The organism is Kitasatospora sp. NPDC036993 (assembly GCF_055607525.1).
Map to the genome: position 1 here is coordinate 47595 of NZ_JBVJRP010000026.1, position 22512 is coordinate 70106.

19 protein-coding genes are annotated in these 22512 nt (G+C 74.9%); 4 read left to right on the forward strand and 15 right to left on the reverse strand.

Annotation, left to right across the window (positions count from 1 at the left end; all coding sequences use genetic code 11):
- Positions 1 to 27 precede the first annotated feature (27 nt).
- Entirely contained in the window at positions 28 to 2709 is a 2682-nt protein-coding gene (locus ACZ7C5_RS35485) for a polynucleotide kinase-phosphatase (RefSeq protein WP_470324250.1), read from the reverse strand.
- The gene (locus tag ACZ7C5_RS35490) at positions 2706 to 4379 is read right to left on the reverse strand and encodes a 3' terminal RNA ribose 2'-O-methyltransferase Hen1 (RefSeq protein WP_470324251.1); all 1674 of its coding nucleotides are present in this window, start codon (positions 4377 to 4379) and stop codon (positions 2706 to 2708) included. Before ACZ7C5_RS35490 ends, ACZ7C5_RS35485 begins: the two co-directional genes overlap by 4 nt.
- 147 nt (positions 4380 to 4526) lie before the next feature.
- On the opposite strand from ACZ7C5_RS35490, the gene dapD reads away from it, so the two are divergent.
- A complete protein-coding gene (gene dapD / locus ACZ7C5_RS35495) occupies positions 4527 to 5531 on the forward strand; it encodes a 2,3,4,5-tetrahydropyridine-2,6-dicarboxylate N-succinyltransferase (protein WP_401077813.1) in 1005 nt (334 codons plus the stop codon).
- A gap of 222 nt (positions 5532 to 5753) precedes the next feature.
- On the opposite strand, the gene ACZ7C5_RS35500 is transcribed toward dapD, so the two are convergent.
- Complete coding sequence (locus ACZ7C5_RS35500) at positions 5754 to 6053, reverse strand: DUF6087 family protein (RefSeq protein WP_188299676.1); 300 nt, start codon at positions 6051 to 6053, stop codon at positions 5754 to 5756.
- 143 nt (positions 6054 to 6196) lie between these two features.
- The gene (gene helR / locus ACZ7C5_RS35505; protein WP_470324252.1) at positions 6197 to 8353 is read right to left on the reverse strand and encodes an RNA polymerase recycling motor ATPase HelR; all 2157 of its coding nucleotides are present in this window, start codon (positions 8351 to 8353) and stop codon (positions 6197 to 6199) included.
- A gap of 444 nt (positions 8354 to 8797) precedes the next feature.
- Between helR and ACZ7C5_RS35510 the strand changes: the two genes are divergently transcribed.
- Complete coding sequence (locus ACZ7C5_RS35510) at positions 8798 to 9034, forward strand: hypothetical protein (protein ID WP_401077807.1); 237 nt, start codon at positions 8798 to 8800, stop codon at positions 9032 to 9034.
- On the opposite strand, the gene ACZ7C5_RS35515 is transcribed toward ACZ7C5_RS35510, so the two are convergent.
- The 6 genes from ACZ7C5_RS35515 to ACZ7C5_RS35540 form a co-directional block, all read right to left on the reverse strand.
- Entirely contained in the window at positions 8980 to 9693 is a 714-nt protein-coding gene (locus tag ACZ7C5_RS35515; RefSeq protein WP_401077805.1) for a DUF6099 family protein, read from the reverse strand. The two genes, ACZ7C5_RS35510 and ACZ7C5_RS35515, sit on opposite strands and share 55 nt — an antisense overlap.
- Before the next feature lie 167 nt (positions 9694 to 9860).
- On the reverse strand, positions 9861 to 10322 hold the full coding sequence (locus tag ACZ7C5_RS35520; RefSeq protein WP_401079739.1) for a nucleotide pyrophosphohydrolase: 462 nt from the start codon (positions 10320 to 10322) through the stop codon (positions 9861 to 9863).
- A gap of 8 nt (positions 10323 to 10330) precedes the next feature.
- Positions 10331 to 11848 (reverse strand): AAA family ATPase, encoded by a 1518-nt coding sequence (locus ACZ7C5_RS35525; RefSeq protein WP_470324253.1) that lies wholly within the window; start codon positions 11846 to 11848, stop codon positions 10331 to 10333.
- Between the two features lie 70 nt (positions 11849 to 11918).
- The gene (locus ACZ7C5_RS35530) at positions 11919 to 12755 is read right to left on the reverse strand and encodes a putative RNA methyltransferase (RefSeq protein WP_401077799.1); all 837 of its coding nucleotides are present in this window, start codon (positions 12753 to 12755) and stop codon (positions 11919 to 11921) included.
- Between the two features lie 161 nt (positions 12756 to 12916).
- Positions 12917 to 13753, reverse strand: a complete 837-nt coding sequence (locus ACZ7C5_RS35535) for an ATP-grasp domain-containing protein (RefSeq protein WP_401077796.1) — start codon at positions 13751 to 13753, stop codon at positions 12917 to 12919.
- Complete coding sequence (locus ACZ7C5_RS35540; RefSeq protein ID WP_401077793.1) at positions 13750 to 14658, reverse strand: ATP-grasp domain-containing protein; 909 nt, start codon at positions 14656 to 14658, stop codon at positions 13750 to 13752. Before ACZ7C5_RS35540 ends, ACZ7C5_RS35535 begins: the two co-directional genes overlap by 4 nt.
- A gap of 206 nt (positions 14659 to 14864) precedes the next feature.
- Between ACZ7C5_RS35540 and ACZ7C5_RS35545 the strand changes: the two genes are divergently transcribed.
- On the forward strand, positions 14865 to 15740 hold the full coding sequence (locus ACZ7C5_RS35545; RefSeq protein WP_470324254.1) for a GNAT family N-acetyltransferase: 876 nt from the start codon (positions 14865 to 14867) through the stop codon (positions 15738 to 15740).
- An 82-nt stretch (positions 15741 to 15822) separates the two neighbouring features.
- Here the strand turns inward: ACZ7C5_RS35545 and ACZ7C5_RS35550 are convergent, their stop codons facing one another.
- From ACZ7C5_RS35550 to ACZ7C5_RS35565, 4 genes are all read right to left on the reverse strand, one after another.
- On the reverse strand, positions 15823 to 16251 hold the full coding sequence (locus tag ACZ7C5_RS35550) for a fic family toxin-antitoxin system, toxin component (protein ID WP_224284003.1): 429 nt from the start codon (positions 16249 to 16251) through the stop codon (positions 15823 to 15825).
- Complete coding sequence (locus tag ACZ7C5_RS35555) at positions 16248 to 16484, reverse strand: toxin-antitoxin system HicB family antitoxin (RefSeq protein ID WP_045703875.1); 237 nt, start codon at positions 16482 to 16484, stop codon at positions 16248 to 16250. The genes ACZ7C5_RS35550 and ACZ7C5_RS35555 overlap by 4 nt, the downstream gene beginning before the upstream one ends.
- Positions 16485 to 16657: 173 nt before the next feature.
- The gene (locus tag ACZ7C5_RS35560) at positions 16658 to 19297 is read right to left on the reverse strand and encodes a collagenase (RefSeq protein WP_401077785.1); all 2640 of its coding nucleotides are present in this window, start codon (positions 19295 to 19297) and stop codon (positions 16658 to 16660) included.
- Between the two features lie 206 nt (positions 19298 to 19503).
- Positions 19504 to 20481 (reverse strand): LysR family transcriptional regulator, encoded by a 978-nt coding sequence (locus ACZ7C5_RS35565; protein ID WP_470324255.1) that lies wholly within the window; start codon positions 20479 to 20481, stop codon positions 19504 to 19506.
- A 339-nt stretch (positions 20482 to 20820) separates the two neighbouring features.
- On the opposite strand from ACZ7C5_RS35565, the gene ACZ7C5_RS35570 reads away from it, so the two are divergent.
- Positions 20821 to 21015: a hypothetical protein gene (locus ACZ7C5_RS35570; RefSeq protein WP_401077780.1), complete on the forward strand. Its 195-nt coding sequence runs from the start codon at positions 20821 to 20823 to the stop codon at positions 21013 to 21015.
- Positions 21016 to 21087: 72 nt separating this feature from the next.
- Here the strand turns inward: ACZ7C5_RS35570 and ACZ7C5_RS35575 are convergent, their stop codons facing one another.
- The gene (locus ACZ7C5_RS35575) at positions 21088 to 22383 is read right to left on the reverse strand and encodes a class I SAM-dependent RNA methyltransferase (RefSeq protein WP_401079737.1); all 1296 of its coding nucleotides are present in this window, start codon (positions 22381 to 22383) and stop codon (positions 21088 to 21090) included.
- Positions 22384 to 22512 lie beyond the last annotated feature (129 nt).

Sequence of the window (22512 nt, forward strand, 5' to 3'; positions counted from 1 at the left end):
GGGGACTCCCGTCACCCGGCGCCACCGCTACAGCCGCGGATCGACCGGCTCCGACTCCAGCGCGAGCACCGCGAACACCGGCTCGTGCACCCGCCACAGCGGCTCCCCCGCCGCCAGCCGGTCCAGCGCCTCCAGGCCCAGCGCGTACTCGCGCAGCGCCAGCGAGCGCTTGTGGCCCAGCGCCCGCAGCCGCAGCCGGTCGAGGTGCTCGGTGTAGTCCGGGCCGTAGATGATCCGCAGGTACTCCCGGCCGCGCACCTTCACCCCTGGCTGCACCAGGCCGCCCGGGCGGCCCTCGCCGCGCGCGGTCCGCACCAGCGAGGCCAGCGGCTTGACCACCATGCCCTCGCCGCCCTCGCCGGTCAGCTCCTCCCACCAGGCGGTGGCGGCGGCCGTCGAGGCCTCGTCCTCGGTGTCCACCAGGATCCGGCGGGTGCGGTGCAGCACCGGCTCCTTCCGATCGGCGGCGGCGGCGTCGGCGGCGTCGGTGTCGGCGGCGGCGTTGGTGTCGGCGGCCACCAGGCGGTCGATCAGGTCCAGGTGCTCGTCGTGCGGGCGCACCGCGAGGTTCGCCCCCTCGGCCGCCAGCAGCTGGAACGGCGCGAGCCGGATGCCCGACAGGCCCTCGGTCGGCCAGCAGTAGCGCCGGTACGCCTCGGTGAACGCCCGCGCGTCGACCGCCCGCTGCCGCTGGCGGGCGGTCAGGTGGGCCAGGTCCAGGCCTCGCCCGGCCGCCCGCTCCAGCGCGGACAGCACCTCCGGCAGGGCGGCGCCCGCCGCCGCACCGACCGCCGCGTACTGGCGGCGCAGCAGTTCCACCGCCTTCAGCGACCACGGCATCAGCTCGGCGTCCAGCAGCAGCCAGTCGGTGGCCAGCTCCTCGAACAGCCCGGCTCGCTCGGCGGCCGCCCGGACCCGCTCCAGCACCGCGCCGGTCAGCTCCTCGTCGGCGAGGAAGGCCCGGCCGGTACGGGTCCAGATCGCGCCGGGCCCGGCCACGCCGAAGCGGCGCTCCAGCGCGGCCCCGTCCCTGGCGACCAGCAGCACCGCGCGCGAGCCCATGTGCTTCTCCTCGCAGACCAGGTGCCGCACACCGTCCGCGCGGTAGCCGAGGAACGCCTCCTCCGGGTGCTCCAGGTAGCCGTCCCGGCGGGAGGTGGCGCTCGGCGCCATGGTCGGCGGCAGGTAGGCGAGCAGCCGCGGATCCAGCGCGAAGCGGCTCATCACCTCCAGCGCCGCCGCCGCGTTCTCCTCCCGGACGGCGACCCGCCCGTGCAGACGGGTCTCGACGATCCGGCGCCCCGCCACGTCGGTGAGGTCCAGCGGCCGGCCCTCCCGGGCGCCGGGCGCGTCCGTGATCAGCGGGCGTGCCGGGGCGTACCACTCGCGCTCGGCCTCGACGCCCACCAGCTCGCGCTCCGGGTAGCGCAGCGCGGTCAGGCTGCCGCCGAAGACGCAGCCGGTGTCCAGGCAGACGGTGTTGTTGACGAAGCTCGCGGTCGGCACCGGGGTGTGGCCGTAGACCACCAGCGCCCGGCCCCGGTACTCCTCCGCCCACGGGTAGCGCACCGGCAGGCCGTACTCGTCGGTCTCGCCGGTGGTCTCCCCGTACAGCGCGTGCGAGCGGACCCGGCCCGAGTTGCGGCCGTGGTACCTCTCCGGCAGCCCGGCGTGGCAGACCACCAGGGCGCCGCCGTCCAGCAGGTAGTGGCTGACCAGGCCTCGCATGAACGCCCGGACCTCGGCCCGGAACTCCTCGCTCTCCCCGGCCAGCTGGTCCAGCGACTCCTGGAGGCCGTAGGCGACGGTGACCTTCTTGCCGTCCATCGCCCGGCCGAGCTTGTTCTCGTGGTTGCCCGGCACGCAGAGCGCGTGACCGGCCGCCACCATGCCCATCACCAGGCGCAGCACGCCCGGGGTGTCGGGGCCCCGGTCGACCAGGTCGCCGACGAAGACGGCGGTGCGGCCCGCGGGGTGCGCGGCGTCCACCGGGCGGCCCTCGGCGTCCCTGGCCAGTGTGTAGCCGAGCCGGGTCAGCAGGGTCTCCAGCTCGGAGCGGCAGCCGTGGATGTCGCCGACGATGTCGAACGGGCCGGTGAGGTGGCGCAGGTCGTTGTACCGCTTCTCCAGCTCGATCTCCGCGGCCGCCACCTCGGCCTCGCCGCGCAGGACGTGCACCTTGCGGAAGCCCTCGCGCTCCAGGCCCCGGAGGGAGCGGCGCAGCTCGCGGTTCTGCCGGGGGACCACGTGGGCCGGCAGCTGCCGGTCCGGGCGGGAGCGGTTGCGCTCGGCGCACACCCCCGGCGGGACGTCCAGGACGATCGCGATCGGCAGCACGTCGTGCTCGCGGGCGATCGCGACCAGCTGCCGGCGGGCCTCTGGCTGGACGTTGGTGGCGTCCACGACGGTCAGCCGGCCGGCCGCCAGCCGCTTGCCGACGATGTGGTGCAGGACCTCGAAGGCCGCGGCGGAGGCGGACTGGTCGTTCTCGTCGTCGGCGACCAGGCCGCGGCAGAAGTCGGAGGAGACCACCTGGGTGGGCAGGAAGTGGCGGCGGGCGAAGGTGGACTTGCCCGCGCCGCTGGTGCCGATCAGGACGACGAGGGAGACGTCGGTGACGGGGAGGCGGCGGGGCGCGGTGGGGCACTCGGTCCGTGCCTGGTCCTGGCTGTCGTCGGGTGCCGCGCTCTCGGTCGCGTCGTCGGTCATCGGGGCTCGCCTCCTTCGGGCGTCGCGGGTGTGGTCGCCGTCGCGGGTGTGGTCGCCGTCTCGGTCGTCTCGGTCGTGGTGGGTGCGGTCGTGGTGGGTGCGGTCGTGGTGAACAGGGCCAGCTGGGTCGGGGCGCCGGCCTCCGCGTCCTCCGGGCCGACCGGGCGCAGCTCGACGGCGTAGCCGTACGCGGCGGCGACCTTCCCGGCCCAGGCACGGAACTCGGCCCGGGACCACTCGAAGCGGTGGTCGGCGTGCCGGACGGCGCCCGCAGGCAGGCTCTCCCAGCGGACGTTGTACTCGGCGTTCGGCGTGGTGACCACGACCGCCCTCGGGCGGGCGGCGCCGAACACCACGTACTCCAGCGCGGGCAGCCGCGGAAGGTCCAGATGCTCGATCACCTCGCACAGCACAGCCGCGTCGAAGCCCTTCAGCCTGGCATCGGTGTAGGTGAGCGCTCCCTGGACCAGCGCCACCCGGGCCGCCTGACGCTCCGGCAGCCGTTCCAGGCCCAGCTTACGACTCGCCACCCGCAGCGCCCTCGCGGAGACGTCCACCCCGAGGATCGCGGTGAACCGGGCGTCCTTGAGCAGCTCGCCGATCAACTCGCCCTGACCGCAGCCGAGATCGGCGACCCGGGCGGCACCGGTCTCGCGCAGTGCGGCGAGGATCGCGGTGCGGCGCCGCTCGGCGAGCGAGGGCCCGCGGGGCCGCTCCGGTGCCCGGCCGGTTCCGTCACCGCTGCTCGCGGCGCCGGGCTCACCGGGGCGCGCCGTGCCGGGCTCCTCGCTGCCGGACTCCTCGCTGCCGGACTCCTCGGTGCCGGGCTCCTTCTCGGGCCGGTCGTCCACCGCGTTGTCGATCTCCTCGACCTCGCGGTCGTCCGCCTCCGCCAGCCGGGCCAGCTCCAGGCGCTCCATCGCGGCCCGGGCCAGCGACCAGCGCCGGGACAGGTAGCGGCGGGCGATCAGGGCGCGCTCCGGGTGGGCGGCCAGCCAGCCCTGACCGGCGGCGAGCAGCTTGTCCACCTCGTCCGGGGCGACCCAGTAGTGCTTGGCGCCGTCCAGCACCGGCAGCAGCACGTACAGCTGCTGGAGCGCGTCGGCGAGCCGTACCGTCCCTGAGGCGAGCACGAGCCGCACGTAGCGGGACTCACCCCACTCGGGGAACGCCTCGTCCAGCGGGATCGCCGTCGCCTCGACCTGCCAGCCCAGCGGCTCGAACAGCCGGGCCACCAGGGCCGGACCGCCCTCCTCCCCCGCGCCGTTCGCGGGCACGGCGGGCAGCTCGATCCGCAGCGGGCGGATCCGGCCGGGCAGCTCGGGGCGGGCCGGGCAGTCGCCCTTCATCGCGGACCGGAACACCGTCCGCAGCGCCACCGCGAGCAGCGAGGAGGCCGCGTACGGGCGGTCGTTGACGTACTGGGCGAGCGCGAAGTCGGGCGAGCCGCCGCGTCCCCTGCCGTCGCCCCGGCCCTTGCGGACCAGTGCGACCGGGTCCACGTCCAGCAGCAGCGCGGCCGTGCAGACCTCGTCCTCCGCCTCGGGGTAGAAGACGTGGGCCTCGCCGTGCGACGTCGCGAACCGCTGGACCTTGCCGGGGTGCTTGTGCAGCAGGAACCCGAGATCCGTGGCCGGGCTCTCGGCGCTGCCGGTGGTGGAGATCGACATGAACACCCGCTGAAGTATTGCCCAGTGCCGAGGCCGTGAGCACCGGGTTTTCCCGCCCCGCGCCCCGCCGACCGGCCCGTCCGGCGGGTGTGTCCGTCCGGTGGGCGTGTTCGGCAGCGGGGCCCCGCATTGGTTAACGTGCACGGTGTGACTGCTGAATCCACCTCGCCCGAATCCACCTCCCCGGCGAACGGTGCCGTGGCCGCCGGCCTGGCCACCATCGCCGCCGACGGCACCGTCCTCGACACCTGGTTCCCCACCCCCGTGCTGACCGCCGAGCCCGGCCCGGCCGGCACCGTCCGGCTGACCGCCGAGCAGGCCGAGGCCGAGCTCGGCGCCGGTGCGGCCGAGGCGCTGCGCGCCGACGCGCGCCGCGGCGTCGAGGTGGTCGCCGTGCGCACCACCATCGCCTCGCTGGACGAGAAGCCGCTCGACACCCACGACGTGTACCTGCGCCTGCACCTGCTCAGCCACCGCCTGGTCAGGCCGCACGGCCAGAACCTGGACGGCGTCTTCGGCCTGCTGGCCAACGTCGCGTGGACCAGCATCGGCCCCGTCCCGGTGGACAAGGTCGAGCAGGCCCGCCTCGCCGTCCGCGCCCAGGGCGGCCAGCTGGCCGTGTACGGGATCGACAAGTTCCCGCGGATGACCGACTACGTCGCCCCGACCGGTGTGCGCATCGCCCACGCCGACCGCGTCCGGCTCGGCGCCCACCTGGCCGTGGGCACCACCGTGATGCACGAGGGCTTCGTCAACTTCAACGCCGGCACGCTGGGCACCTCCATGGTCGAGGGCCGGATCAGCGCGGGCGTCGTCGTCGGCGACCACAGCGACATCGGCGGCGGCGCCTCGATCATGGGCACCCTGTCCGGCGGCGGCAAGCAGGTCGTCTCGGTCGGCGAGCGCTGCCTGCTCGGCGCCAACGCGGGCATCGGCATCTCGCTCGGCAGCGACTGCGTGGTCGAGGCCGGCCTGTACGTCACCGCCGGCACCCGGGTCACCACCCCGGACGGCACGGTGGCCAAGGCCGTCGAGCTGTCCGGCCAGGACAACCTGCTGTTCCGCCGCAACTCGCAGAGCGGTGCGGTCGAGGTCATCGCCCGCTCCGGCTCCTGGGGCGGCCTGAACGCCGACCTGCACGCCCACAACTGACCTGCGGGCAGAGGCCGTCGCGGGGTCCGGTGCCGAACGGCGCCGGGCCCCGCTCGCCACTCCGGGCCTGGGCGGGGCGCGGGGCGGGGGCGGGGGCGCTCGCGGGGCTCCGTCCGCCCGGCTCCGTCCGCCCGCCCGGCTCGAGCCCGTTCGCCCGGGTCGCGGCCGTCGGCGCCGTTCACGACCCGGACCCGACCGCTGTGGCGCAGGGCCCGCGGAGCCTCAGGGCTTGCGGTGGCGCCCCGGCGCCTTCCTCGGCCGCCGCGCCGGGCGCACGGGCCACCGCGCTCCCGCGCCCTCGGTCCCGTACAGGATCCGCTGGGCGGCGGCGTAGTCCTCGGCCACCGTCTCCGGCAGCCACTGGTACCCGTCCCAGCGTACGATCAGCCTCGGTTCACCCGGCGCCACGTGGGCGCCGCGCTGCCGCCCGCCCGTGAGCCGTACGGCCCTCAACTGCCCTACCGGCCGCAGCCGTTGCTCCCGTCTGGCCGCCCACGACGCCAGCGGTTCCTCCTCGTCCATCGCCCCAGTCTGGCCTCCCGGCGCCGTCCTCCGACACCCGCGTCACCCGACCGGGCGACGCGCGTTCCAGCCCCTCCGCTCCCTCCTTCCGCGCCTCGCTCCGGTCGCCCTCTCCGCGCTCTCCTTCCGCACGCCTTCCGTCCTCACGAACTCCTGAGGACCACCAGCCGCTGGGTCGCCCTGGTCATCGCGACGTATCGGTCGACCGCTCCCTCGACGCCCCCGCCGAACGCCTCAGGGTCGACCAGGACGACCAGGTCGAACTCAAGGCCCTTGGACAGCTCCGGGGTCAGCGACCGGACCCGCGGCCGCGCCGCGAAGCCGGGGGCGCCGATCACGCAGGCGGTCCCCTCGGCGTGCTCGGCGAGCCACCCGTCCAGGACGGCGTCCAGCTCCGCCACGGACCCGTGCGTGACCGGGATGCCACTGCTGCGCACGGAGGTCGGGACGTTGGCGTCCGGCAGCGCCGCCCGGATCGCCGGCTCGGCCTCGGCCATGACCTCCTCCGGTGTCCGGTAGTTGATGCTCAGCGAGGCCACCGTGGCCCGGTCGAGCCCGATCCGCTCCAGCCGCTCCGGCCAGGACTCCGTGAAGCCGTGCCTGGCCTGCGCCCGGTCCCCGACGATGGTGAAGCTGCGGGACGGGCAGCGCAGCAGCAGCATCTGCCACTCCGCGTCGGTCAGCTCCTGGGCCTCGTCCACCACGATGTGCGCGAACGGCCCGGCGAGCGGCTCCGGGTCGGCCACGGGCAGCGCCGTCTCGTCGACCAGGGTGTCCTGGAGGTCGCTCCCGCGCAGCATCGTCACCGCGCCCTCGCCGTCGTCGTCGGCCTGGAGCAGGTCGCCGATGACGTCGGCCATGCGGGCGCGCTCGGCGGCCGTCGCGGCCTCCCGCCGGCGGCGGCGCCGCTCCGCCTCCGGATCGCCGAGCCGCTGCCGGGCGGCGTCCAGGAGCGGCAGGTCGGAGACCGTCCAGGCGTGCGGCGCGTCCTTGCGCTGGAGCGTGCGGACCTCCTCCGGTCCGAGCCAGGGCGCGCACATCCGCAGGTAGGCGGGCACCGACCAGAGGTCGCCGACCAGATCGGCGGGGTCGAGCAGCGGCCACGCGCGGTTGAGCGTCCCGGCCAGCTCCCGGTCCTGCCGCAGCGACCGGCGGAACAGCTCGGGCGAGACCTCCGCGTCCTCGTCCAGCCTGTCCATCAGGATCGTGGCCAGTTCCTCCCAGATCTGCTCGCGGGCCTCGTTGTGCGGGGTGCCCGGGTCCGGCGCGTCGAACGCGTCGGACCAGTCCTCGGCGCTCACCCACAGGTCGGCCCAGTGGGTGCTGACCTCCATGCCCTCCGTGGGCGGCTCCTCGTAGAACCGGACGGCCTTCTCGATGGCCCCCACCATGTCGGCGGAGGACTTCAGCCGGGCCGCCTCCGGGTCGCTCTCGACCCCGGCCTTCGCCCCCTCGGCGACGAGGTCCCGCACGGTGCAGGTGCGCACCCCCTCCTCGCCGAGGCTGGGCAGCACGTCGGCGACGTAGGCCAGGTACGGCTGGTGCGGGCCGACGAACAGCACGCCGCCGCGCCGGTGGCCGAGCCGGGGGTCGGAGTAGAGCAGGTACGCGGAGCGGTGCAGTGCGACGACGGTCTTGCCGGTGCCGGGGCCGCCGTCGACCACCAGGGCGCCCCTGGACCCCGCCCGGATGATGGCGTCCTGGTCGGCCTGGATGGTGGCCAGCACGTCCCGCATCCGGGCGGACCGGTTGCCGCCCAGGCCGGCGATGAACGCTGACTGGTCGTCCAGCGCGGCGTGCCCCTCCAGGGCCTCGGCGGTGAACACCTCGTCCCAGTAGTCGCCGATCCGGCCGCCGGTCCAGCGGTACCTGCGCCGGCTGGCCAGGCTCATCGGGTCGGCGTGGGTGGCCGCGAAGAACGGCTCGGCCGCGGGCGAGCGCCAGTCGACCAGCAGTCGACGCCCCTCACTGTCGGTGAGGCCGAGCCGCCCGACGTACACCGGCTCCGGGTCGTCCGCGTGGACGACCCGCCCGAGGCACAGGTCCAGGCCGAAGCGCCGCAGGGCGCGCAGCCGACCGGTCAGCCTGTGCACCTCGATGTCCCGGTCCATCGCCTCCCGGCCCAGACCGCCCGGGGCGCGGAGCAGCGCGTCGAGGCGGTCGGACAGCTCGGCGATCGACTGCTCCAGGCTCTCCGCGATCGCCGCGAAGTGCCGCTCGTCCTCGCCGATCAGCACCGGGTCGGCCTTGGCGGCGAGACGGGTGGGAAGGTCGAACGCGCTGGTCGTCGGGCGGTTCATGGCATCAACTCCGATCTGAGGCCTGCGATTGTGCGCCACCACGGGGGCCTTGCCGCAAGGCCCCCCATGCGCTATATGTTGAGAGTGGCAAGGGGTGGGTTCTCCCCCGGCGCCATCTCCACCTCCCCTCCGGCTCCGTTCCCGGCATGTCCGACGACGCCCCGCGTCGCCGACGACCGCCCGACGCCGCCGACGACCACCCCGGCCCGCTCCGCGCCTAGCCGAGGCCGTACCGCGACGGCAACCCCGGCTCACCCGGGAGGCTTACCGACCAGCCGAGTTGGACCGCATCGGGTGGTGTCCGGGTGACGGCCTCCGGCACGGTTCGTTGGGTGTACGGCGAGGGTGGGTGCCCCGGTGGCGGGCAATTGCCGCCTCCCGCCGTGCGGCCCGAGCCACCGTCGGCCGCTCCGCACCGCGCCACCGATCCGAAGGGGTCCTGTCATGTCCGAACCATCTGCCACGCCGCAGTTCCCGAACAGCCCGACGGGCTCGGCCGACGGCACCTCGGCCGGACCCGCCACTCCCAAGAGCCTGCTGGAGCAGATGCAGGAACTGCTCGCCTCCGTCACCGCGGACCTTGCCGAACTCCAGGGTTCCGGCCCCGGGAGCGCCGGCCCCACCGCCTATCCGGCCGGCACGGACACCTCCGAAGCCTCGGAGGTGCCGGGCCCCAGGTAACCCGCCACCCGTTCGCCACCGGCCGGCCCGCCCTTCCCGGGCGGGCCACCGCCGTCCGGCGGGCCGCTGCCGAAGGGCGGGCCACCGGCAGTCGGCGCACCGCCGGGCGGACCGGCTCCGCCTGGCGGATCGAGCCGGACCACCAGTAACGGCGCCCCGTCACCCGCCCGCGCCCGCGCCGCCCCGCCGAGCGCCGCGGGCTCCGCCTCCCCGGCCCGGACCGCCGCCTCGCGCAGCCGCCCGGTCAGGTCCTTGCACTCGGACACCGCGTCCACACCGTCGATGCAGGTCCAGTAGAGGCTCTCGGTGTCAGCCCCGCAGGCCAGCACCACCAGAGTCTCGCCGACCTCCCGGAGCAGCCCGTCCAGCGCCCCCAGGGCCGGCGCCAGGTCCCCCAGGTCGGTGAGCCGCGCGGCCCGGCCACCGCTCACCAGGGCGGCCCGGAGGACGGAGCGGTCCAGGCAGACCGCCGCGTGCGCCCCCGCCTCGGACAGCTGCTGCCCCAGCCCGGTGAGCTCGTCGTCCTCCGACTCCGCCAGCCTGGCGCCCACCGCCTCGGTGAGCAGCGCGGCCTGCCGCGCCTCGGCCAGCACGTCCGGTACGTGCCTGGCCTCGGCCAGGGCGTGCCGGGCCGTCTTGATCAGTCGCAGCGCCTCCATGGCCACCGCTCCCCTCGCTCGCTGTCGCCGTCGACCCGGACCGCCGGGAGGGGCGGTCCGAGTGGTGACGGCTGGTCACGGCGAAAGCGTGCGAGGAAGAGCGCGGACGCGCATCCGCGTTGTCAGAAGCTGTGGAAAAGTCGGGGGTTGTGGATAACTTCCGTCCCTCACAAGGGTTGGTCGTCCACATCCGAGTTGACGTCGGTCACACTTTCGGGAGCCCCGGCCACGCCCTCGTCGATGCCGACCGCACCCCCGTCGGTGCCCGCCGAGCCCTCGTCGGCGCCGACCGCGTCCGCCGGCACCGGGAAGCGCAGCTCGTTCCGCTCGATCTTGGCCGCCAGGGCCTCCAGCGGATCCACCCCGACTGCCGTACAGAACTGCAACAGGTACGCCAGCACATCCGCGACCTCGTCACGCACCCGGTGCCCGCGCTCCGGGTCGGACATCACCGCGGCCGCCTGCTCGGGCGTCAGCCACTGGAAGATCTCCAGCAGTTCCCCCGCCTCCACGCTCAACGCCGCCGCCAGGTTCTTCGGCGTGTGGAAGGGCTCCCACCGCCGGGCCGCCGCGAAGTCCGCCAACCGCTGCCGCAAGGCCTCCACGGTGGGCTCCGCCGGCCCCGTCATTCGTTCGCTCACCCCTCCAGGTCTACCGCATCGCGGCCTGCCACCCCACCGTCGTCCGGAGAGGCCCCGCCCTCCGCGGGAGCCCCGGCTTCCGGAGCAGCCCCACTCACCGGAGCAGCCCCGCCCGTCGGGGGAACCCCGCCGCCGCTCCCGGATCCGGCCGGGCCCTCCCCCGTCGGGGGAACCCCACCCGCCGCGGATGCCCCACCCGCCCCCTCCCCGCGCCCGCACTGGACCGGCACCCGCGCCGTCTCCGGCCGCAGCACGGTGAACCCCGAGTCCGGGTCCCGCCTGCACTCGACCAGCACCACCCCGCCTCCGGACGCGTCGCCCAGCGCCTCCCGCGCCGCCGCCGGCTCCTGCAGCGCCGCGACCACCCGCAGCTGGCTGCGCTCCGCCATGTCCCGCGCCAGCCGCAGCAGCGTGGCGGCCTGCTCGACGGAGAGCCCGGCGCCCAGGTCCTCGGCCAGCACCGTGAGCTGCCGGTGCGCCCAGGGCACCTCGGCGGCCACGTCGAGGTCGAGCACCCCGGCCCCGGTCAGCAGCACCGCGGCGAAGGCGAGGTGGCGCAGCATGCCGTCGGAGGCCTGGTCGGCCCCGGTGCGCCCGAGGACGCCCTCGTCGAAGACGGCGAGGACCCGCCGCACTCCCCCGCTCTCGCGCTCGGCCAGGGTGAGCCCGAGCAGCGGGTGCGGCGCGGCGGACTGCACGGCGCGCAGCAGTTGCCCGTACCGGCGCGGGCACTCGTTGCTCAGCCGGGCGATGACGGCGGAGACGTTGGCGGCGTTGCTGCGCAGCCTGGCCTGCGGGTCGGCCCTGGCCCAGCCGCGCATCAGCGCGGGGACGGGGTGCAGCGCGAAGACCTCGCGCAGCGCGGTGAGCAGGTCCTCGGTGGCGGCGAGGACGAGGCATTCGCCGGCCGACGAGCCCGCGACCCGCAGCGGCAGCTGCGCGGTGATCATCGTACCGCTGGGGAACGGTGCCCGGATGTCGCCCTGGCGGGTGTCGTTGTGCCAGCAGACGTTGACCCGCCGGTGGCGGACGTCCTGCTCGCCGGTGTCCATCAGGGTCCGGCCGTCGAGGGTGAGCGACTCCCTGGCGATCCGGACCGGACCGTCGGTGCGGATCACGACGTCGAGCCTGATCAGGCCGTGCGGCGAGCGGACGGTGCAGCCGAGGATGATCGCGTCCCGGCCGTGCGGGACGCACCCGTCCAGGCCGCCGCGGACGGGGGCGGCGAGCGGGCCGGCTCGCTCGGGCAGCCCGTCCAGCGAGTCGGCGATCTCCTCGCCGAGGGCCAGCCGGGACAGCACGGCCAGCGCGTCGAGGGCGTTGGACTTGCCGACCCCGGCGGGCCCGTGCAGCACGGTGAGGGGCGCGAGCGGCAGGACCGCCCGCCGGTAGGACTTGAACGAGGTGAGCCGGAGCTCCTCGACGGTGGGGCGCGGCACGGGCGGTCGGCCCGGCCCCGGGGCGCCCGGTCGGAGGTGGGCCGGCTCTGCGGTCCTGGTGGCGTCGCGGTTCACCCGTCGGACGTTAGCCGCAGGCCGACCGGCAGAAACGTGCCTGCGCGGCAGATTCATCCCAACGTGGCGCTCAGCGCCGGTACGTGGCCACCGTCACCGAGGCCGTCACCTCGACCGGCTCGGGCAGCCCCGCGAGCGCCGCGCCGAGCCGCTCCGGGTCGGTGTGCCAGGCACTCGGCCCCATGCCGACGACGGTGCGCACGTCCTGCGGGCCGAGCCGCAGGGTGAACTCGACCTCCTGCCGCTCCACGGGTTCCAGGTACGGCCCGAGCTTCTCGTCGATCCGCCGCTGCTTCTCCTCGTCCACCGACAACAGCCCCAGTGCGACGACGAGTTCGCGGAGGTGGCGGGCGGTCGGCGAGACCAGCAGCAGGGTGCCGCCGGGGCGCAGCACCCGGCGGATCTCGGGTCCGTTGCGCGGGGCGAAGACGTTGAGCATCAGCTCGGCCGAGGCGTCCCGCAGCGGCAGTGGCCGCCAGGCGTCGCACACCACGGCACCGATCCTGGGGTGTGCCCTGGCGGCGCGGCGCAGCGCGTACTTGGAGATGTCGAGGGCGGCGCCGGCCGCTCCGGGCAGGGCGTCCAGGACGTGCGCCAGGTAGTGGCCGGTGCCGGCGCCGAGGTCCACGACCAGGCCGTGGGACTCACCGGAGACGGCCGCGGCACCCTCCGCCAGCGCCTCGGCGATCGGCCGGTAGTGCCCGGCGGCGAGGAAGTCCGCGCGGGCGGCGACCATCTCGGCGGTGTCCCCGGTGCCGGTGTGGGCGTCGCCGGCGAGGAGGCTGACGTAGCCCTGCTTGGCGAGGTCGAAGCTGTGCCCGGCCGGGCAGCGCAGGCTGCGGTCGTGCCGGGTGAGGGCCTGCGCGCAGTGCGGGCAGGCCAGGTAGCGCTCGATGTCCTGGAGCAAGGTTCCGTCTTCTCTCGCCGTACGCCCCGGCCGGTCGGGGCGCCAGCCAGCCTAACGACCCCGGCGGACCCGACGCCCCGACCCGCCCCGGCTGGCCCCGACCCGCCCGTCCTGCCCCGGGCCCGCCGTCCCGGCGCACCCGCAACCCCGCCCGACGGCCCCTACCGAGCGCCCCCGGCGAGCCCGGACCCCGCGAGGCCCGGCTCCACGAGCCCCCGCCCCCGCCCCCGCTCCGCCCCGACCCGCAGCGCCAGCGCCACGAGCGCCTCCGGCGCGCCGGGCCGCCCGCGGACCCCGGGGAAGGCGTTGACGTCCACGATGACCGGCTCGGCGGGCCCGTCGAGCAGGTCGACCCCGTACACGTCGAGCCCGAACACCTCGCCGACGCGCAGTGCGAGCGCGGCCCGCGCGGCCGGCGGCTCCCAGTCCTCCGCCCGCCCCGACTTCCCGGTGCCGGTGGCGAGTTCGGAGCGCCGCCGGGCCGCGAACACCTGCCCGTCGACCACCCACAGCTTCTGGTCCCAGCCGGTCCCGGGGACGAACGGCTGGGTGACGACCGGCTCCTCGGCCCAGTGCCCGGCGAGTTCGCGCAGCCGGTCCGGCCCGTCCACCCTGGCGACCAGGTCGTGCCGCCTGCTGTGCCGGCTCTTGACCACGAACGGGTAGGCCGGACCGGCGAGTCCGCCCAGCGGCCCGGCGGCGGCCGTGTCCGCGAAGGGCAGCCCGGCGGCGCGCGCCAGGTCGGCCATCCTCACCCGGTCCTGGCAGAGCTCGGTGGCCGCCGCCGAGTTGACCACCGGAGCCCCGCACCGCTCCAGCTCCGCCGCCAGCGCCAGCGCCTGCGGCGTGCGGGCCTTGAGCAGGTAGACGTCGGCCGGCCCGGCCACCGGACCTGCGGGCGGCACGGCCACCACCTCGTGCCCCCGCCTCACCAGCAGCCCGGCGGCCGCCGCCAGCACCGGATGCCCCGGGTCTCCGGTGATCAGCCCGACCCTCACAGCAGTTCCCCCTCACCGAAACCGAGTTGCCCGTACGGGTCGCCGCCGGCCGCCACCAGCGCGGCGGCCGGCCCGCCGGGCACCGACACCGCCGTCCCGCTGCGCGCGAGCCGCAGCACCGCCCGGGCGACCCTGGCCACCGCGTCCGGCACCTGCCGGAAGCTCGGGAAGTCGTTGACGTCCACCACCACCGGCCCGTCCGGCCCGAGCAGCACGTCGACCCCGTACAGGTCCAGCCCGAACACCTCGCCGACCTGTGCCACGATCCGCGCGACGCTGCCCGGCAGCGGCACCTGCCGCTCGCGCACGCCCTGCCCGGGGTGCAGCGGGGAGGAGCGTTCCGTCGCGAAGAGCTCGCCGTCGACGCAGTACACCTTGAGGTCGGTGCCCGGGTTGGGCACGTACGGCTGCGCGATCAGCAGCCCCTCCCCGGCCAGCTCCGGCCCGACCTCCAGCAGCTGGTCGGGGCTGCGCACCAGCCGGACGGCGCGCCCCGAGCTGCCGTCGGCGGGCTTGACCACCAACGGGTACTCGGCGGCCGGGATCTCCGCCAGCCGTTCCCAGCGCGCGGCCGCGTACGTCACCGGGACGGGCAGGCCGCGGGTGCGGCCGATGACCGCGGCGATCGCCTTGTCCCGGACCCCCCGGATCGAACGCACGTCGTTCACCGTGGTGAGACCGACGGCGGCGGCCGACTCCAGCAGGGTCAGCCCGGGCCCGCCGGAGACGGTCTTGAGCACCCAGGCGTCGTGGCTGCCGGCCCGGACCTCCTCGGAGATCGCCAGCAGCGAGTCCCCGGGGCGCAGCACGTCCACCCGGTGCCCCCACGCGGTGAGTTGGCGTGCCACGTCGAGTGGCATGCCGTCGTGCCGGTAGTGTTCCTCCACCAGAAAGCAGAGCCTCATGGGCCTGTCTTCTCCCCTTGCCTCGCCTCGTGCAGACGTCCGCCGTCCCCCTCGGCAGAGCTGTAAAGGCATCAGCATGCACGCCGCGCCCGCACAAGATCGCTGCGAGCGGGTAAGCGTTCGGCAACAATCGCCCCCCGCGGGCGCGACCGGCGGGTCGGACCGCGCGCGAAAACGGGTGGCACCCCGCACCCGCCGCTGCTTGGATGCACGCTGTGACCCCTGCCGATCATGCCCCTGACCACGCCCTACTCGACGAGATCGAGCGCTACTACGACGCCGTGCCGCGCAGCGCCGCCCGCACCGAGGACTTCGGACCGCTGACCCTGTTCGTCCGCGACGGGGCCGGCTGGCCGTACTACGCCCGCCCGGCCCTCGGCCACACCGGCCCTGCCGCCACCGCCGAGGACGTCCGCCGGGTGCTGGAGCGGCAGCGGGAGCTGGGCGCGCCGGAGGCCTTCGAGTGGGTGGCCGAGCGGAACCCGGAGCTGCGCGCGGCGGTCGAGGCGGCGGGACTGACGGTGCACGAGCACCCGCTGCTGGTGCTGGGCCCGCAGGACGAACCGGCACCGGCGCCCGAGCTGCCGGGGCGGGTGGAGGTCCGGGTGCTGGCGCCGGACGCGCCGGAGCTGGCGGCCGCCGTCGCCGTGCCGCACCTGGCCTTCGCCGATCCCGGCACCGCCATCGGCCCGGCCTGTGCGGCCGAACTCGCGGAGAGCGCGGCGGCGTTGACGGCCGACGGCACGGCCGGGCAGGTCTCCCTGCGGGTCGCCGCCGGCACCACCGTGCTGGCCGCGGCCTTCGAGGACGGCACGGCCCTGTGCGCGGGCCAGCACAACCCGGTGGGCGCGGTCACCGAGGTGGCCGGCGTGGGCACGCTCCCGTCCGCGCGCCGCCGCGGGCTGGGCCTGGCGGTCACCGCGGCCCTGGTCGGGCACGCCCGGGCGAACGGGGTGCGGACGGTGTTCCTGTCCGCCGCCGACGAGGAGGTCGCCCGGATCTACCGCCGGGCCGGCTTCCGCACCTTCGCGACGGCCCTGATCGCGGAGCCCGCCGCCGAACAGCAGCCGGCCGAGCAGTAGCCCGCCGAGCGGGAGCAGCCGGCCCGGAAACCCCCGGCGGACCTCTACGGACCCCCGCCACCCCCGCCGGGGTCGGCGCCGGTCAGTCGTCGTCCTCGTCCTCCTCGTCCGCCCCGGTGACGCCCTCCCCCTCCGCCTCGTCCACCACCCAGGCCGCCAGCCGCTCGGCGACGCCCGACACCCCCAGCCGCCCCTCGCGGATGGCGCGGGAGAGGCTGCGCACCTCACGGGCGGTGGTGGCGACGGTGCATCCGCTGGCGACCAGGTAGGCGTAGGCGACGGCGGTCGCGAAGAGTTCGTTGGTCTTCTCCAGCGCGGGCACCCGGATCAGCTGGTGCATCAGCGCGGCGGCGCGGTCCTGCGGTTCGGGGTAGACGGCGATGTCGAATATCTCGGCCTGGTGGCGGGTGACGGCAGCGAGCAGCGAGCCGTAGTCGGTGACCTGCGGGTCACCGGGCGTGTACTGCTCGGCGGTCATGAGCAGCCACGAGAGGTCCACCTCCAGCTTCAACGGCGCACGTCCTGGAGGTCGCCCGGCTCCCCGAACTCGGCGAGGAAGGCCGTCTCGTACTCCTTCATGAACTGCGCTGCCGCGTCCACGAAGGCCCGTCCGGACTCGCCCATGTCCTGTTGGACCAGGCGCTCGATGTACTGGTTCATGCTGATCCCCTGTTGCTCCGCCCGCTCCCGGGCCATCTCGGCGGTCGTGGCGTCGACCCGCACGTTCAGCTGCTTCTTACCCATGCCGTTCAAGCTAGCGCTCAAGTGCTAGCACAACAAGGGCGCACGCACACCGCCCGCACACCTGCCGCACGCCCCGGCGCAACCCGGCCGTCACCGGAACGCCGCGAAGACGACGGACGGCCGGGCCCGCGGCTGCTGCCACGGACCCGGCCCGCGCCGGTGGGGGGGGCGGATCAGAACTGGGTGCTGACGGTCACCCCGCTGAAGTCGGTGTTGGCGTAGAGGCTCACGTAGCGGTAGCCGGCCGTCGGGTTGGTCACCGTGATGCTCTGGGTGGTGCCCGGATTGGTGGACGCCGCGGTGTGGGCGCTCGGCGAGGCCCAGGTGCTGTCGTTGTAGTACAGGTAGGCGGTGCCGGTGCCCCCGGAGGTGGTGATCTTCAGGGTGCTGGTGCCGGCCGGCAGGTAGACGTACAGGTAGTCCAGGCTGCCGGCGGCGGCCGACTGGTTGGCGCGCGAGCAGTTCTTGCCGAGCGCGTCGGTGCGCGGGTCGGTGCAGGCCGGCGGGGTGGTGGGGCCGCCGCCTCCGCCGGTGGTCACGGTGACGGAGGCCGGGGTGCTGGCGGTCTTGCCGCTGCCGTCGGTGGCGGTCAGCGCGACGGTGTAGGTGCCGGCGGCGGCGTAGGTGTGGGACGGGTTCCGCTCATCGGAGGAGCTGCCGTCACCGAAGGTCCAGTGCCAGCCGGTGATCCGGCCGGGGCCGGTCTGGACGGACTTGTCGGTCAGCGTGACGGTCGCGCCGGAGACGGACTGGCCGAACAGCGCGGTCGGGCCGGCCGCGTAGCAGGCGCCGCCGGCGCAGGCGTCGAGCCAGGCGTCGAAGTCGGCGTCGTAGCCGGTGCCGATGCCGTTGTAGACCGCGTAGCCGCCCTGGTAGTCGCCGGTGCGGAAGTGCGCGAGCATGGCGTCGATGTCGGCCGGGTGCTTCTCGAACATGTACCGGACCGCCAGGTAGCCCCACGGGTAGGTCCGCACGGTGTCCGAATTGCCGTACGTGTTCTGGAAGACGGTGCTCAGCTTGTACGTGTGCTTGGCGGCCTCGGCCATCGCCTGGGTGTCGGTGGTCCCGCGGTAGGCGTAGGACTGGTACTCGGCGACGCCCTCGATCCACCAGATGTCCGGGACGGAGATCTCGGTGGAGAAGTTGCCCTTGAGGTCGTGGATGTTGTCCAGGTAGTGGGTGTACTCGTGGTTGAGGTTCCACACATTGGCGGTGAAGCCGTCGTTCCAGGACTTCTGGTACATCACGCACACGGCCCGGTTGTTCGGGTCGGTCGGGTCCATGACGGTCTGTCCGCCGTTGTCGGTGGAGTTGTTGAAGATCGCCCAGGAGTACGTCAGGTAGTCCGCCTGGTTGGCGAAGACCGCGAGGGTGAGCTCCTTGTCGTACTGGCCGGGGATCGGGCCGTTGTCCTTCACCAGCTTGTGGAAGAAGGTGTCCTCGCCCCGCAGGCTGGCGCAGACGGCGGCGAGGTCGGCGGGTGACAGGGTCTCGGTCTTGATGGTGCGGTTGTCACAGACCAGCTGGTTCGGCAGCACCGCTGCGGTCAGCTTCGCCGGCAGGTCGCAGATGCCGTAGTACGAACACTGGCCGCCGTCGTAGTAGTTGGCCTGGAAGGCGGTGTGGACGTACAGCGGGCCGGTGACGCCGGTGATCTGCACGCCGTCGAGGACGGCCTTGACCTTGTCCTTGACCGCGGCCTCGACCGCCGGGCCGTCGCCGGCCATCCGGCCGAGGTCGTTGCCCGCGTTGACGTCCAGGTAGGCGTTGGCCGTGCCCAGCAGGTCCTTGTGGTTCAGCGCGAAGTCGCCCAGGGTGGCGCCGATGCTCGGGTCGGCGCCGACCGCCTTGACGAAGTCGGGGTTCCAGTTGCCCCGCCACAGCGGCGCGGAGAGCACCGCGTTGACCGCCTTGAGCATCTTCGGGTAGGCGTTGTACGAGTTGTCGTAGCCGTTCAGCACCTGCTTGTAGACGCCCAGGTAGCTGCCCTGGAGGTTGGCGCTGTCGGTGAGCACCAGCACCTCGTTGAGCACGGTGCCGTTGCCGTCGCTGACGTCGGTGCGGTGCGGCGCCGCGAAGAACGCGTCGAGGGCGGCCTTGGAGGCGCTGGTCAGGGCCCCGTCGTACGGGCCGACCGCGTCCGGGTTGTACGACTGCACGTACCAGCCGGCCCGCTGGAAGAGCACGAGTTGCAGGATGGCGGTCGAGTTGTCGCCGGTGTAGCCGCCCGCCATGGCCTGGAAGGCGTTGGTGACGGCCAGCATCTTCGATTCCTTGAAGATGCTGCCCGCGTCGGTGCCGGTGACGTTGAACAGCGTGTTGACGCAGTCCGTGGTCGAGCTCTCGATGAAGGAGACCAGGTCGGCCCCGCTGCGGCTGCCGAAGTCGGCCGGGGTGCAGCTCTGCGCGGCGGCGGTCGCACCGGCGGCGCCGCGCGCGGCCGGGGCCTGCTTGGCCGGGGCGGGCTTCGCCGCGGCCGGGCGCGGCGTGGTCTGCACGGCGGTGCCGGCCGGCTGGCCCATCACGACCTGGCCGAGCAGCGCCGGAGGCAGCGGCTTGGCCACGGGGGCGAGGTCCTCGGCCGCCCGGGACTGCTCGGCCGGGTCGACCGTGAGGAACGCGCCGAGCGGCTTCGGCAGGACGGAGGCCGGGTCGGCGGCCGGGGCTCCGGCCGTGGACCGGTCGGCCGCACCGGAAACGGCGGAGGCGGCGGCGGAAGCGGCGGACGCCGTGGCCGGCACCAACGTGGCGGCGGCGCAGCAGCCGGCGACGAGGCCGGCCAGCAGGGTGGGGAGTGATATCCGTGGGCGCACTGGTGGGGTCCTTCTCCTGTGGGGGAGGCGCTGGGAGGACTGCCGGGGCGTGGGGGAACGCGGCATGATCCTGCCAGCCCCCGGAGGGTGGAGCAATGTCACAGGTCATATGACATTGCTGGACCCGGCCATAACATCCGGCCGTCACACCCCGCAGTCGCACCCCACCGGCCGGGAACCCTGCCCAGCCCCGGCCCCGGCCCGCCCTACGGCCGGTTCGGCCGGCCCGGCCGGCCCGGCCGGTACGTCCGCGCGGCCCACGCCTGGAAGCCCGGCGCGGCCGCGATGAGGTCCCGGCAGGCCGCGGCCGCCGCCCCGAACAGCGTCTCCACCACCTCCCCGCCCACCCCCGCCGACCGCCAGACCAGCAGCTGTCGGACCCAGATCGGGGTCCCCGCGAGCGGTTTGACCACCACGTCGGCGAGCGGCCGGGTGGTGGCCTGGACGACGGAGACGCCGAGCCCGGCGGCGATCATCTCCTGGAGTTCCAGCCGGCCGCCGAGGAACTCGTGGACGGTCGCCGGGGTGAACCCGGCCGCGGCGCAGGCCCCGTGGAACACGCCGTGCCAGCCGGCCCCGTCGTCGGGTGTCAGGAACCACTCCTCCCCCGCGAGGTCCGCCAGGGCCACCTCGGTGCGGTGCCTCAGCCGGTGGCCGGCCGGCAGCGCGACGAACACGGGCTCGGTGACGATGCCGCGGTGCGCGACGGCCGGCGAGTGGCGCAGCTCCCGGCCCGGGTAGTCCACGGCCACCGCGGCGTCCGCCTCGCCCTGCTCCAGCAGCTCGACGATGTCCGAGGAGCGGTACACGGACGTCACGGTGAAGCGCTGCCCGGGCCGCTGGTGCCGGGCCCGGGTGACCAGCCCCGGCAGGATCGGCGAGTTGGTCGCCGCGAGCCGCAGCACTCGCGGGGCGGGCCCGGCGAGGGCGTCCGGGCGGCGGCCCAGGCAGTCGGCGCGGGTGAGCAGTTCCCGGGCGGCGGCCACCACCTCGGCCCCGAAGCCGGTCGGCGCGACACCGACCGTGGTGCGCTCGAACAACGGGGCGCCCAGGTGGCGTTCGATCCGGCGCAGCTGGGTGCTGGTCGCCGGCTGCGAGGCGCCGAGCAGGACGGCGGCCCGGCCGACGCTCCCGGTGTCGGCGATGGCACACAGCACGCGGAGGTGCCGCAGCTCCAGCTCCATGACGCTCCCCCTCCCGCACCGGCCGCCCCCGGCCGACGGCGTCGGGAGGCTGCCGCCCGAGGGGGTGGTGCAACAGCACACATGACATGCCAGCGGCTTACCTTCGCCCCCGCGAATTGCCTCGTCAAGCCCCCTCCCGGGGCAGGACCCCGCCACCCGCGCCATCTTTTACCAGCGCATTGCCACCGCCTGACCCTCCGCCGGGCAGCGGGCCCCGTCCCGCGTCTGCCGGGGCCCCGGCAGGCGGAGCGGGACTTGTCGGGTCCCCCGCCGTCAGGGACTCTGAAACTCCCCCCGCGTTTCCCCCGAGCGGGCGCCGACCGGTGCGGAGGCCGACCGATGACAGCCATGTTCGACCAGGAGCTGCGCGAGCAGCTCGCCCAGGCCCGCCGGGACCTCGCGGCGGCCCGGGCCGAAGGGGACGCCGACGGCGTCCAGGCGTACGAGGGCCGGGTCGCCTCGCTCCTGCGGCTCGCCGCCCAGCACGGCATCGACCTGCCGCACAGCGCCGACGAGGAGGAGCACAACCAGTAGCCGGCCCGGACGCGACGGAGGCGGCCACCCCGACCGGGTGACCGCCTCCGCCGTGACTGCCGGGTGCCGGGATCACTCCCCGGCGGGCTCCAGGATCGCCACGCACTCGAAGTGGTGCGTCATCGGGAACAGGTCGAAGGCCCGCAGCGACACCAGCCGGTAGCCGCCCTCGCGGAAGAACTTCAGGTCCCGGGCGAGCGCCGCCGGGTCGCAGGCCACGTACGCGATCCGGCGCGCCTCCAGGCCCACCAGGTGGGCGACGGTCTCGCGGCCGGCGCCCGAGCGCGGCGGGTCCAGCACGATCAGGTCGGTGGCGGTGATGCCGGTGCGCGGCAGCAGCGTCTCGACCCGGTCGCACTCGATCTGCACGTTGTCCAGCGCGGCCAGGTTGTGCCGGGCGTCGGCCACGGCCTGCTTGGAGGACTCGATGCCGAGCACCGCGCCGTCCTCGCCGACCCGGTCGGCCAGCGCGCCCGCGAACAGGCCGACGCCGCAGTACAGGTCGAGCGCGTTCTCGCCCCACTGCGGGTCCAGCCCGTCCAGCACCGCGTCGACCAGGGTGTCCGGCGCCTCCGGGTGGATCTGCCAGAAGCCGCCGTTGCTGACCCGCCAGGTCCGCCCGGCCGCCCGCTCGCGCACGAAGCCGCGCCCGTGCACCTTGTGCACGTCGCCCTGCTCGTCCACCCGGGCGATCGACACCGGCTTGTCCAGCTCGACCAGCGGCAGCTGGGCGCCCTCGCGCGGGGTGAGCACCACCTGGCGGTCCGAGGAGCCGGTCGCGGCGATCGCCTCGACGCTCGCCACGGCCGGCCAGGTCCTGGCCTCGATGCCCAGCTCGGTGACGCCCTCGGCGGCGATCAGGCAGCGGTCCACCGGCTGCACCTCGTGCGAGCGGTGCTTGCGCAGCCCGACCTTCCCGGTCGCGGCGTCCACCGCGTACTGCACCCGGGTGCGCCAGGCCGGCACCTGCCCGGCCGGCAGCTTGCCGCCGACCGGTTCGACGCTGCCGTCCCAGCCGGCCTCCTCCGGGGTCAGCCCGGCCAGCTTGGCCAGCTGCTCGGTCAGCACCGCCCCCTTGAGCTTGCGCTGCCCGCCCGGGGTGACGTGCTGCCAGTCGCAGCCGCCGCACTTGCCGGGACCGGCGAACGGGCAGGGCGCCTCGATCCGCTCCTTGGCGGGCTCCAGCACCTCCACCGCGTCGGCCCGCAGGAAGCGCGAGGTGGAGGTCCCGTCGGTCACCATCGCGATGACCTTCTCGCCGGGCAGCGCGTGCCGCACGAACAGCACCCGCCCCTCGTGCCGGGCCACGCAGTGCCCGCCGCCGTGCGCGACCGGGCCGACCTCGACCTCGTAGCGCTGCCCGGCCAGCGGCTCCCCGGTGGGGGCCTCCGGCCGCGACGGGCGCGCGGCGGCGGTGCGCAGCGCCTTGGGCGGCCGCACCGCCTGCTTGCGCGGCGCCTTCCGGCCGGCACCCGCGGCCCCCTTGGGCGCGTCCTG